This window comes from Methylobacter luteus IMV-B-3098 (assembly GCF_000427625.1).
Taxonomy (GTDB): Bacteria; Pseudomonadota; Gammaproteobacteria; order Methylococcales; family Methylomonadaceae; genus Methylobacter; species Methylobacter luteus.
In genome coordinates this window covers 2,291,383-2,304,050 of sequence record NZ_KE386569.1, presented here as the reverse complement: position 1 = coordinate 2,304,050, position 12,668 = coordinate 2,291,383, and the positions used below count along the sequence as shown (strand labels likewise).

Genomic DNA, 12,668 nt, shown 5'->3' with positions numbered 1-12,668 from the left:
ATCCAAATGGCGCTCCAGACTGTAAACAGTCGGGTAGAGATGGCGTATCAATGCGCCATTTCCTCGCCGTGCGCGCAAGTCCCTGCACACGGCTCAAGTCTCTACAAAGGCGTTTTTCGATACCCGATTTTCACCCGGTTACAGGATGACCTTTGCTTTTTCCTTATTCCTCTACCCGCACTGCCATCGGCGTTCCTTACGGTTCGCTTGCCGACGGGTATCGGCGGCGATACGGGCTTAGATTGGTATCTGGTCGGGAAATGATGGCTGGGCCAGGGCACACAGTAGTTCGTCAAAGTTGACCGGTTTGGTCAGATAATCGTTGAATCCGGCTGTCTTCGCCTGTTCTCGATCCATCGCCCTTCCGTATCCGCTCAGGGCGATCAGATGCGTCATTTTCAATGCGGGATGTTGCCTGAGCGCCCGCGCAACCGCGTAGCCATCCATACCGGGCAGGCCGATATCGAGCAGCACGACCTGCGGCCGTTCAGCCAGTGCGGTTTCCAGGGCCGTATAGCCATCATTGGCCTGCAATACTTCGTGCCCTTCGCTGTTCAGCAACAGGGACAGGCTCTGGGCGGCATCGCGGTTATCGTCGACCACCAGAATGCGGAGCGAACCTTCATCCGGCTTCGAATCTGCCGGATAGGAAACAGGAGCGGCTGGTGATTCCCGCAGGCAGGGCAGGCGGATGACAAATTCACTGCCTTGGCCGCGGCCTTCGCTGTAGGCCCCGACCTCGCCGCCGTGCATCGTCACTAGGCTTTTGACCAGCGAGAGGCCAATGCCCAAACCGCCTTCCGCGCGGTCGATGGTGCGGTCCACTTGATAGAACAGTTGAAATAGACTGGACAGTGCGGAAGACTCGATGCCCCGGCCGTTGTCGCGGACCCGGATGAAGATCTCGTCGTCTGCCGGTTCAACGCTCAGACTGATACAGCCACCTGCATCGGTATACTTGGCGGCATTGTTGAGCAGGTTCGAGACGACTTGCGACAGCCGGACCAGATCGCCTTCGACATAGACCGGTTCAGGCGGCAGGTGTACGGAAAATTCATGGCGGCTGACATCGATCAGCGGCTGGCTGGTTTCCACCGCCCGCTGCACGATAGTCGACACCGCGAGAGGCTCCTTCTTGAGCTCGATCTTGCCGCGGCTGATGCGCGAGACATCCAGCAGGTCGTCGACCAGCCGGACCAGGTGTTCGACCTGGCGACCGATGACATCGCGGCACCAGGCCAGCCGTGTTTCGTCCAGATTGGGCCGTTTCATGATTTGCACGGCGTTGCTGATCGGCGCCAGCGGATTGCGCAGTTCATGCGCGAGCATGGCCAGAAATTCATCCTTGCGGCGGTCCGCTTCGTGCAATGCCTCTTCAGCTTGCTTACGCTCAGTGATCTCCTCGACTATGACGCCGAAACCGGTGATCTCTGCAGCATTATCATACAAAGGATACCAGTTTGCGTTCCAGTAGCGCCTTACGCCGGGCATTGAGGGAGTTTCGCCGCTGATCTCGTGGTTTTTCACAGGCTTTCCTGTCATTAGCATCCGGTCAACAGCTTTTTCCACAACAGGCAGTAGCAACGGCGGTACGATGTCGTGGATGCGTTGACCGATATGGGCGGCGGCCGGAAGGCCATTGAGAGCCGCGAGCTTGTCGTTGATAAGAAGATGGCGCAACTCGCGGTCCAGGTAGGCAAAGCCGACGGGAGCCTGTGCCAATAACCCGTCGAGGAGCGCATGAGCCTTGACCAGCGCCTCCTCAGCCTCTTTGCGTTCGCTGATATCGAACTCATGCACCACGAATCCCCGCACTTGGCCATCGGCGTCGACGTCCGGGGAGTACGTTGCGTGAACCCAGCGTGGACCGCCTTTGGAAAAGGGTACTTGATGTTCGAATTCGACCTGTTCTCCGGCCAGGACCCTTTCCAGGTAAGGGCCGAGGGTTTGCCAGGCCGGCTCACCGATAACGTCACGCATATGATGTCCACACACCTGTTCAGGAGTATAGCCGAACCACAGTTCGTAGTTCTTATTGACACGAAGGTATCGACATTCCCTATCAATATAAGACATCAGTGCCGGTGCGTTATCCATAGTAATCTGGAGCAGATCACGCGCTTCCTCCGCTTCATGTCGCGCCGCCTCCAGTTCGGTCGTACGCTCGGCCACGCGTTGCTCCAGTGACGCATTGGCTTCGCGTAGCGCCTGTTTGGCCCGCTTCATTTCAGTGATGTCGATGCCCACTTCCATGATCATCGGTGAGCCGTCGGTGTCCGTGAAGGGGAAGTCGTGAATCTCGTAGTCGTGGTCGTCCGGGCCGGTCCATTGCCATTCCTGCGGTGTATGGGTTTCAAATACCTTGAAGGTTTCACATTCGGCGCATGGCTTGTTGCGGTTGAACAGATAGTTATAACAGGACCGCCCAAGGGACTTGCCGTAGCGCTGCGCGAAGAAGCGGTTGGCGAAGGTTACCTGGTAATCCTGCGACAGCAATATCACATAGACCGGCAGCGCTTGCAGCACATCATGCAGGCGCTGACGTTCCGCCTGCACGGCCGTGTAGGCCTGGGCCAGTTCATCCGTGCGCAGTTCCACCTGACGACGAAGCTGCCAGGTCCACAGACCTAACAAAGTCAATAGGCCGGCGGCGGCTAATGCGCCCCGGACCACATATTTAACCGGAAAAGACGGCGTCTCATAGATGCTCAGCCACTTTCTGTAGAGCCGGTCATATTCGCCGCTGGCTTTGACGATGGCCAGGCCCTGATTGAGGCGATCGCGCAGTTCGGTGTCGCCTTTGCGTACGGCGAAGCAGAACTCCCGCCGGTATTCCTTGAGCAGTGGGCCGGGCGTGACGATTTTCTCCAGGCCGATGTTATGCACCAGCGCGTTGCCCTGTAGCAACGGCGCCAGCACTGCGTCATAGTGGCCTGAAGCCAGCAGGCGAAAGCCGTCAGTCAGACTGTCGACGAGCACCAGTTGCTGATTGAAACCGCGGCTGGCAAGCGCCTCGTGAGAAACGTCCGAGCGCAGCACGATGATACTCAGGGTACGGGCCTGCTCAATAAATTTTATAGGATCACGCCCTTTGCGGACGAAGAAACTGTCATGGGCGATCGTGTGCGGTTCAGTGAATTCCACTTGGTCTTCGCGTTCCAGCATGCGCGCCACTATTGGCAGCGCATCTATCTCGCCCGTCTTGAGTTTTTGCCAGACCGTGCCCCAGCGGTCTGGCTGAAAGGTGACAGGAATATCCATCACGGCGGAAACCGCAGTGAACAGTTCAACGGTAAAACCGATCGCTTGGCTCCGATCATCAATATCGGCATAAGGCGGAAAGCCGATACTCGATCCAACGCTTAAGGGCGATTGTTGTTCCGCGTTCACGAAACCGGGAAAGCTCAGGATGGCCCAAGCCAGTGGCAGTGCCAATAGCCTGATCCAGCGCTTCATAGGGAGTGCGCACGCATTATCAGGCTGAAGTGCTGAAAAGTGATACGGTTGGCCAGAAAATAGAGTAGCGGCAGCATCTGTCGCAAGGCTTGATAATATTTTCACAATCAACGTCCTATGATCGGCTCAAAAATAACGGGCCGCTTAAAATATTCCAAAGTCACAGTAGCCGCCATATTGCACCAGCCTCATGTCCATGCTTAGGTGAGCGCCTATTGGCTGTAGCTATCATGGCACTAGTTCCACTATTCTGAATATAGGTGAAATTACATAGGTTAGGATTTACGCAAGGCGCATAGTCAGGGAAGGCTTTCTGAGTTGTTGAATCAGGAAGTCTTCCATTAAGCCCTGTTTTAGCTGATGGACGGTACGACCAGCTGATCGGGCGAGTTCCTTGAGCCGGCCCCAGGCCAGCAAAGCGCAGGCGATATGATTGCGCTGAATACGCATCGTGCGCCGCTGACCGCGCTCAAGCCCGGCCAGATGTTTGTTTTCGCAGCTTCCAGCGAAAGCGGCACGCCTCTTGTGCTGTCGTCGTGGCGATCCGGGGCGGTCATCGGTCACGGCCCGAACCGTGCGGCGGATGGACAGCTCAACCCGGAACAAACGCACCTTGTGGTCTTTGGGAAAGCTCTTGTTCTTGATGGTCTTGCCCTGTCCGAACTCCGTCGGGCGCCAGCCTGACGCATCGCTACGCCGATAAGGCCGCGCACCACCGGAATCATCCACTTGGCGATTAGCCGTGAGCGGGCAGTCATAGACTTTGTGCAGGGATTCAATAACGGCATCAGCGCGTTCAAATATCCTTATTAATCTAGGATTCTGCGTAAGTCCTAAGTTATAAAGTTATCATCTCTAACTCTTCAATAACCATAGAATGTTCATCAAAAACCAATTTATTTATGATTAAAAACCAATCTATTTTTAATTAAAAATCAAATTATTAGCGGTATATTATCCAGACTGGCGCGATATAGGTTTCCAGGGATTATGAAGTAATGGAGCTAATCCGACTGTTGGCTTCTGACTGAACTGCGTCATTCGCGAAAGACCGAACTCGAATCACTCCGGTCATTCACTTATTTTTAAGAACTGATGTTACGCACGGGTAGCTTTTTATGCCGTTTGCCGCTCCCGGGTACTACAGGCGCTTGACGTATGGGCAAATTGTCTGCGTAACATCAGTTAAGAAGAGATACCGGCTGAATTAATCGATTGGCGCGGTTTTTGGCGCAGGCCCGGTGTAATGATGGATTGGACATGTTCGGTTCATACCGGGCACATGGGATTTCCGGTTATTCTAGCACCTATAGTCATGCGCCACAGGGAAAGAAGATTATCCTGACGGAAAGAGGCATGACCAGGGTAGAAACTGCGGCACTTATGGAAGATACAATTTCATCAGCCAATCAAATAATATGATTGATCGGCGAAAATGCTGTTGATGTCGACAAGCGAATGCTAATCTACCCGGTTACCCGCTACAGAGGAAAGCGATGAATATTGCTCACAGACAAAAGACTGATAAAAGCGGACACTGAAAATTGATAATTGTTGGAAGCGGTTTTGGAATTTTTTGACTATGTTACTCGATTTCTCGCTTGGCCAAACGCTGGTCATTGCCTTATTGTTCGTCTGGACCGGCTTTGTACGGACGGGTCTTGGCTTTGGCGGCGCCGCGCTGGGTTTGCCGCTGATGCTGTTCGTACACAACGATCCGCTCTTGTGGCTGCCCCTTATCGGTACGCATTTACTGTTTTTTTCCGGCCTGACATTGCGTACCCGCTTGCATAATGTTGATTGGCGGTATTTACGGTGGTCTTCGATTTACGTTATTCCCCCGGCGGTCATCGGCGTATTTGGTTTAGTGAATCTGCCGACCCTGTGGTTGAATGTGTTCATTTATTCAATCACTTTGTTTTATGGTTTGACGTGGTTATTCAACCGCGCCATTGAAAGCCGCAAAAAGTGGGTAGATAAGGTACTGCTGGTTTTGGGAGGCTATGTCGCCGGCACATCCTTGAGCGGAGCGCCCTTGATGGTCGCCGTATACATGCGTTATGTCAGCAAGGATCAATTGCGCGACACCTTGTTCGTGTTGTGGTTTATCCTGGTCAGCATCAAAATGACGACGTTCATTGCTTTATCGGTTGACTTGCATTTTCTGGCCGCGCTGGCGCTGATACCGATTGCCGCGGTTGGACATATGCTGGGTCTGAAGGCGCATAACGCCATCATGCGCAATGATTCGCTATTTAAACGATGGATTGGCGGCGGCCTGGTCATTGTCAGTGCTTTAGGACTATGGCATTTGCGGATGTGAAACAGTGGCTGTTTACTTAGTAATGAGCATTGAATAAATCAGGGAATTGTAGGTGCGAATAAATTCGCACCTATATCAGAAAATCATCCGCACGCTTGAGGAAGTTATTTTATGCTCGATCCTTAGCATCAAGACTGAACGGCAGCAATGTCCATCACATCGTTTTTTCATTAACGGTTCATTTTCAATTGAGTGAAAAAGTGGCAGCCGAAAGCGGAAAAAAGAAAGCTCCGATCCACCGCCTTGCACCATTACTTGTCCCTGATAAGCTGTACTTGCCCGGGCGTTCTTAGCTCTCGCCTTTGGGCACGGGTTTATTGTTTTTGTCGATCAGCTGTTGAATGACGCTGTCAATCGAGCCGGTTTTCGCAATTTCCTCGTTAAAAGAAGTGCGATAGTTAGTCACCAGGCTGATGCCTCCAATGATGATGTCATAGACCTTCCACTCGCCTTGTTTATTTAGCAACATGCGATAGTTGACATCAATTGGTTGCTGCCTCGGTTGGTGCACCTGCGTTTTTACAAGGGTCCGGCCATCGTCTTTGTCGTCTTTATAAGGGCTGTAGGTGATGCTCCAATCTTTATACTCCAGAAATGCCCTGGTATAGGTGCGCACCAGCAAGGTTTGAAACTCCTTGATGAAGCGCTGTCTTTGGTCGGGGGTGGCTTTGCGTATATTCTTGCCTAATACCAGCAGCGACACTTTGGACATGTCGGCGAATTGAGCCACGATCCCGTCGACGAATTGGACCGACTTATTAAAGTCGTCTTGATAGACGGATTGTTTTAACGTCTGCTTGATTTGTTCCGAGCTGTTTTCAATGATCTGCCGGGCCTGGGCGGTATCCTCGGCGGCGAGCGCGGCAGGGGACAGGGCGATAAAGCCGAAAAGGGGTATCAGTAGAGACAACAGTTGCCTGTGAAACATAGAAATCTCCAGAAAATATGTTAGAGCCAGTTGAAAATTGACCAGCTTCATAGCCTGATTTCGGCTTTATATTAGTCAAAAAGCTGACAATATTCTTCCTGTAAATTTGTAAGTTTGGAATCGAAACGCTTGCTCAAACTTCAACCGGTAAGGAGGCAATTTGCAACCTGCGCCAACATCAATCTTATCTTTACGGATATTGCTGTGCAGCCCCGTCTTATATTCCAGGTTATACCATTCAAGATACACATCTGGCTGACTAATAAGAGTAATGATAAGCCTATTTCTATCCATACTGTATGTGTTCGTAAAACGGACGATATAAACATCGCCAGCCACCGGCCCGGACTGATGATATGTTTTGGGCATAAGTGGAATAGAAACCGGATTAATGATAAAAAAGTTAATTTGGCCACTGGTTTTATTGGAAAGGAAACGATCATGACGCATACAAAACCCAAACTTGCCTGGCTCGGCGCCGGACTGATGGGAAATCCGATGGCTGGCCGGCTGCTGGCTGCAGGCTACCCGGTCCGGGTCTGGAATCGCACCCGCGCCAAGGCGGAAGCGCTCACAAGCCAAGGGGCAACAGTCGCCGATACCCCGACCGATGCCGTAACCGGCAGCGATATCGTTTTTACGATGCTCAGCGACGCCGAAGCCGTTGAGACGGCCTTGTCGGGCGTCGAGTTGCCGGGCAAGACGCTGGTGCAGATGTCGACCATCGGTCCCGGCGAAAACCGTCGCCTGGCCGGACGTATCGAGGATGCCGGCGGCGCTTATCTGGAAGCGCCGGTGCTCGGCAGCATCCCGGAGGCGAAGTCCGGCAAATTGATCATCATGGCGGGAGGCTCCGAAGCTACGTTTGCCGAAGTGAAGCCGATTCTGGCCTGTCTGGGCCCGGAGCCGCGCTTGGTTGGTTCCGTCGGCGAGGCTTCCGCGCTGAAGCTGGCACTGAATCAGCTGATCGCTTCGCTGACCGTGGCCTTCTCCACCAGCCTGGGATTCGTCGAAGAAAACGGCGTGGACGTAAACAGTTTCATGGAAGTGCTGCGGCAAAGCGCCCTTTATGCGCCGACCTTCGACAAGAAACTATCGAAAATGCTGGAGCACGACTACCGCAATCCCAATTTCCCCACCGAGCATCTGATCAAGGACATCGACCTGTTCAAACGGGAAGCCCGGAGCGTCGATACCCAGGCGCTCGAAGTGCTGCTTCAATTATACGGGCGCGCCCGGGCCAGCCATGAACGGGAGGATTACTCCTGCGTGTATGACGCAGTCACGAAACGTTGCTGAATTGAGCCGGAACAGGCCGGGATAAACCCTCGCTGCGAGGCGGGAAGCCGAGTAGTCCCCAGAAGCGATAGTGCTGGGCGTTTTCCCGAAGCGTTTTTTGCGTAGGGAAAATGCAAAGCTTTCCGACATCGCGTCGAGTCATTGTGGACTCATGCCTTAACCCCTTGCTGGGTTAAGGCGAAGGCCGCAGGACGGCTGGGGCGCCGCAGGCATAAGCGGTCGCGTGATTTTTGCTGCTTGCTTGGGCTGGGATGCCCAAAACAAGCTTTCGCAAAAATAGCGACTCCCCGGGCCTTCGAGCAGCCATTGGTAACGTTTCCGTTAACATGGCTGCCCGGTCAGGCATTTCATTATCTGTAGCATTCGACATTCTGGATGCGCGCTTCCTAACGCATATTTTGGGTATCCGGGACGCTTATCGGCTCCGCATTATCGGTAAATTCGATAACATCGGCTCGAACAGTAATCTTGGGCAGAGCGAATAGAATAAAATAAGTCGATGTCTGTTCATGCATCACATTGACAAGCGCCTGTGATTTTCCCTCGGTAACACCGGCTGACTGGTAAAGTTGGGTTATTGCCTCTTCGTAACGTGGAGACTTGAAGTTGAAAAGGCCCAGAAAGCTGAACCCGACACTTCGGCCAGACGCATTCGCTCTTATGATCTTGAAATTTTTCCTCGATAAATCGACTGAAGTGGCCGTTAATATCTGAGTTCCAGCAGGTGCCGGGACCAGCCCGGATAAGGCAGGAAGCGACGGGAGCGCGGCAGCGCAACCGGTAAGCAACCACAGGATTGACAGTATCTTCAATGATTGCATCATAAAACAATACCCCCAAATTGCTTGTTGGTTATTATCGCCCATATTCAATGGACAATATAAATAGGCTCACAGTTGCCTTAATTTGGGTTCATTTAAGCCGCTCACGCACCAGCATTGTGCAGTCTGACGCAATTACAAGCTGATGTTACGCAGACAATTTGCCCCTGCGTCAAGCGCTTGTAGGGTCGAATTCATTCGACCCGAGACGCTCGCTCAAGCTTTCCAGCAATCGATATGGCGCTTGTTGAGTGCGAATGAATTCGCACCTACACCACTGTAGTGCCCGGGAGCGGCAAACGGCATAAAAAGCTGCCCGTGCGTAACATCAGTTACAAGCTTAAAAGATCTGATTGACTGATTCAGATAATGGCATCTTTTATGCTTCCATAAAGCTTATTTTTCAATTCAATAATTTGACCTTTCGAAATGAAAAAACTAACCCTGGATCAGTTTAACCAAGTTTATCTGGAATGCCTGGAGGAATCAGAACGCGTGGAACATACAGAAATGATTATCGCTCGATGTTATCACGCCAGTTTGGGGCAGATCTTATTAATTATGGATACCAAGGAAGGCATAGTGATCATTCACCAGGATTACGACTCTCTCGGTTTGGGAAGGAGTCCCGCATTAGGCGGCAAATTTGAAAACTGCTTGTAGCTTATCGGAAAGCCCAGGCTTTATGATCCGAAAGGGTCAGCTAATTGAAGAGAGCGATCCTGCCAGAAGCAGTTTATGGCTTTAGCAGGATAACTTTCTCTAAGGCAGGCGTTTTTACATTTGTTTATATTTTGCGGCAGAACCTGGCAGGGCGGTAAGCCAGTAAGATCGATGCAGACTGAAACAACGACTGACAGACCGGGGCAGGGTGCCGCCCATCTTGAAGCCCAGCCATTTAAGCGCCGTCCGCAGCATGGCGGAAGGAATCAGCCAGGGTGCTTTTTTCAGGAGATAACGCATCTCCGATATGACGTAGCGCCGTCCTTCGCCGGATGCCCCGCCAAATAGCTGTTGGAGCCATGGCGTATGGGTGTGGAAAACGCCGATGTCGAAGTAGCGCTTGAATTCGTCCAGAAAATGGTAGTCGTGAGAATGGAACACCTGCGCATCGGCGCAGTAGGCTATTTTCCAGCCAGCGGCCAACATCCTTCCGGCCACATAAGTGTCTTCATTCATGATGGTGTCGACGGGGAACCCGCCCGCCTGCATCAGTGCGCTGCGCCGATAGGCGGCGAAGGAGTTGGATATAAAGGCCGTTTTGATGCCGAAGCGCTCTCGGTCCTCCAGGCCGCGCAGCTGGCTCTCGGGCGGATAATTGAAAAGACGGGCGTGGGCAGCAATCGGGCCTGCGTTCCGATGCGGAAGCTGGCGCCCGTAGGCCGCACCGACTTGCTCATCCTCGAATGCAGCCAGCAACTGCTCGACGGCATCGGGATTGGCCAATAAGGCATCCTGAGTCAGGAACGCGATGATATCCGCCTCCCGCATCATATCCACGCCGCTTTGGCGAGTCCCGCCATGGTTGAACGCGGCCTTGGCAATAACCTTCACGGTAAAGCCATAGGCACGTGCCAAGGCTGCGGTGTCGTCGCTGGACGAAGAATCGATCACCAACAGATAGTCCGGTTTCCGGGTCTGCTGCTCGAAGGCTTTAAGCCAGGAGTGCCAAAGCCTGCCGGCATTCAAGGTAGGGACGATCAGGCCGACCTTACTCATACGATGAACCCTCCGCCAGTTGTTGCGGCGCACTGCCAAGACCCGATTTAGTCAACGCTTGCCAGACCCGGTCGCCAAGCTTGACGGGATCGAGCTGTTGCTCGACATACTGCCGGCCATTGGACGACATCTGCTGCCACTCCGGCCTGTTCAGCGCTTGCGCTTTACGCAGCACTTTGCATACCGAAGCCTCATTTCTGTCGAAAATGAAGCCGGCGCCAAACGATTCGACATTATCCCATGCCAGTCCTCGAGCCACTAAAACCGGGCGTCCTGCCGCCAGGGCTTCGGCCACCACATTGCCAAAGTTCTCGCGCATGCCGCCGGCTTCCTCCAGCCCCGAAGGCAGCACCAGAAAATGACTGGACGCCAGCAAATCCATGACCTCGTCGCGCTGCAGATAGCCCCGGTAAGTGATAGCCCCTTGCGCCTGTTCGACCAGCGCCTGGAACTCTTCGAAATAGTCGCCGTCGACGCTTCTGCCGGCGATCACCAGCCGATCGGTAGGCTGGCGAACCTTCAGCCATGCCCTGATAAAGGCGTTGATGCCTTTTTCCTGCTGAATGTGGCCCAGAAAGCAGAGTTTCATGCCTTCTCTGGTCGGATGTGGCGCCACTTTAATTTCACGGCTGTCGATGCCGTTGGGAACCAGCAGTATGCGGGCATCATCGCCGAGCACGTTGCGCACGCCTTCGGCCTCGGTGTCGCTGGTGCAATGCACGGCGATGGCCCGGCGCAGGGTCGGAAAGGTCAGCCATTTATAGTAAAGCCATTTATGGGGTTTTTGCCGCCGGATCAGATCGACATGCTCAGGCATCAGTCCCCCATGCACCGCGACCATGAACGGACGGCGCAGCAGCACACAGAAAACAGCCGCAAGCGTGGACGGCCAGGTGGCGATGCCGTGGATATAGACCACCGGTGCCCGCTGGCACAGTTTAAACAAGGCGGGAATGGCGCCAAGCCCGAAGCCCCATCGTCTGAAGCCATAGCAATGATAGAGATCAATCTCCACCTGTTCGCCAAGCTGCACCTGCTCGGGGCGCAGCCGGCCGTCGATGGACTCGTCGGATGAAACCAGCGCCATCCTGTGGCCTCGTTCCGCCCAGGCCTTGGTCAAAACACTGGCTGTGACGGATACCCCGCCGTAACCTTTGGCCGGCGGTACATGCGTAGTAACGATACCTGCATTCATAATATTTTTCCTGAATCTGTCTGTGAATAAATAATGATTATCGAGTGACCCATGTTGGTCTTGTGTAACGCATTACCGTCCATACGCCAGGAACCCGCGCCAGATGCCGACGAGATTGTAAAAAGAATAGGTCAGCTTTTTCGGGTTCAATAAAACCAGCGCCAGCAGCATCTTGATGGCGGGAGCTACGAACATCTTGCGGACGATGTAATACAGAATGAACACGTCCTGCTGATTGGCGAATTTTCTGATGTAAGCCCCGACCCCGGTGGAATACATCAGCATCCTGCCGGTTCCGAGCTTGTAGTGATCCTTGTCGGCGTGATAAACCTTAATGTCCGGGTTATAGAAAGCGGTGCAGCCGGCGCGCAGCAACCGGTACAGCAGTTCAAAACCCTCGCCGCCGGAATATTTTGAGCCGATGCCGAAGTCGTGATCCATGTGGAATTGCCTGCGATCGATCCGGTTCATATTGAAAAACTGCGTGAATTCGACGCCCATCATCCGGAAGCGTGAAAAATACTGGGCTTTCCGGCTGTTGACGCCAATGCTGAAGCGGTCGGATGAAAAGTCATATGACCCCGCCACCAGGATGGCGAGATCTTTACGCTGCTCAAATTCCGCTACGACATTTTTCAGGACATCCCTGTCGTATACGCAATCATCATCAGGAAAGGCGATGATGCCGCCCTTGGCAAAGCCGATGCCGTAATCCCGTGCCCTGGCGTTGCCCGCAAAATCCACTTTGACATGGTTAACCTCAAAGCTGTTTTTGAACGATTCGACGATAGCATCAATTTTACCGTCCTTGTTCTGATCGATAATGATCAACTCAAAGTCTTCATAGGTCTGGTACCGTAGGGACTCCAAAAAATCAACCAGTTCGGTATCTCTTCCCAGCGTTGCCAAAACGAGTGAAACTTTCAT

At 53.1% G+C, this 12,668-nt stretch carries 11 protein-coding genes; 3 read left to right on the top strand and 8 right to left on the bottom strand.

Annotated elements, in window-relative coordinates:
* Window positions 1-237 precede the first annotated feature (237 nt).
* Both METLU_RS26750 and METLU_RS25275 read right to left on the bottom strand, forming a co-directional pair.
* Window positions 238-3,456 (bottom strand): PAS domain-containing protein, encoded by a 3,219-nt coding sequence (locus METLU_RS26750; protein WP_051299901.1) that lies wholly within the window; start codon window positions 3,454-3,456, stop codon window positions 238-240.
* Window positions 3,457-3,738: 282 nt separating this feature from the next.
* On the bottom strand, window positions 3,739-4,185 hold the full coding sequence (locus METLU_RS25275) for a hypothetical protein (RefSeq protein WP_051299900.1): 447 nt from the start codon (window positions 4,183-4,185) through the stop codon (window positions 3,739-3,741).
* 853 nt (window positions 4,186-5,038) lie between these two features.
* On the opposite strand from METLU_RS25275, the gene METLU_RS0112485 reads away from it, so the two are divergent.
* Window positions 5,039-5,779, top strand: coding sequence for a TSUP family transporter (locus METLU_RS0112485; RefSeq protein ID WP_027158505.1), 741 nt, complete (start codon window positions 5,039-5,041; stop codon window positions 5,777-5,779).
* A 289-nt stretch (window positions 5,780-6,068) separates the two neighbouring features.
* Here METLU_RS0112485 and METLU_RS0112480 read toward each other — a convergent pair whose 3' ends face one another.
* Window positions 6,069-6,707, bottom strand: coding sequence for an MlaC/ttg2D family ABC transporter substrate-binding protein (locus tag METLU_RS0112480; protein ID WP_036243750.1), 639 nt, complete (start codon window positions 6,705-6,707; stop codon window positions 6,069-6,071).
* A gap of 75 nt (window positions 6,708-6,782) precedes the next feature.
* Entirely contained in the window at window positions 6,783-7,157 is a 375-nt protein-coding gene (locus METLU_RS0112475; protein WP_027158503.1) for a hypothetical protein, read from the bottom strand.
* Here METLU_RS0112475 and METLU_RS0112470 point away from each other — a divergent pair.
* Window positions 7,149-8,006, top strand: coding sequence for an NAD(P)-dependent oxidoreductase (locus METLU_RS0112470; RefSeq protein ID WP_027158502.1), 858 nt, complete (start codon window positions 7,149-7,151; stop codon window positions 8,004-8,006). The two genes, METLU_RS0112475 and METLU_RS0112470, sit on opposite strands and share 9 nt — an antisense overlap.
* A gap of 386 nt (window positions 8,007-8,392) precedes the next feature.
* Here the strand turns inward: METLU_RS0112470 and METLU_RS25270 are convergent, their stop codons facing one another.
* The gene (locus METLU_RS25270) at window positions 8,393-8,872 is read right to left on the bottom strand and encodes a DUF6567 family protein (protein ID WP_231383600.1); all 480 of its coding nucleotides are present in this window, start codon (window positions 8,870-8,872) and stop codon (window positions 8,393-8,395) included.
* 384 nt (window positions 8,873-9,256) lie between these two features.
* Here METLU_RS25270 and METLU_RS0112460 point away from each other — a divergent pair, with 384 nt between their 5' ends.
* Window positions 9,257-9,490: a hypothetical protein gene (locus tag METLU_RS0112460; RefSeq protein WP_027158501.1), complete on the top strand. Its 234-nt coding sequence runs from the start codon at window positions 9,257-9,259 to the stop codon at window positions 9,488-9,490.
* A 114-nt stretch (window positions 9,491-9,604) separates the two neighbouring features.
* On the opposite strand, the gene METLU_RS0112455 is transcribed toward METLU_RS0112460, so the two are convergent.
* From METLU_RS0112455 to METLU_RS0112445, 3 genes are all read right to left on the bottom strand, one after another.
* Window positions 9,605-10,546 carry a glycosyltransferase family 2 protein gene (locus tag METLU_RS0112455; protein WP_027158500.1) on the bottom strand — a complete coding sequence of 314 codons (942 nt, stop codon included), beginning with the start codon at window positions 10,544-10,546 and terminating at the stop codon, window positions 9,605-9,607.
* Window positions 10,539-11,741, bottom strand: a complete 1,203-nt coding sequence (locus METLU_RS0112450) for a glycosyltransferase family 4 protein (RefSeq protein WP_027158499.1) — start codon at window positions 11,739-11,741, stop codon at window positions 10,539-10,541. The genes METLU_RS0112455 and METLU_RS0112450 overlap by 8 nt, the downstream gene beginning before the upstream one ends.
* Window positions 11,742-11,813: 72 nt before the next feature.
* Window positions 11,814-12,668: a glycosyltransferase family 2 protein gene (locus METLU_RS0112445; RefSeq protein ID WP_027158498.1), complete on the bottom strand. Its 855-nt coding sequence runs from the start codon at window positions 12,666-12,668 to the stop codon at window positions 11,814-11,816.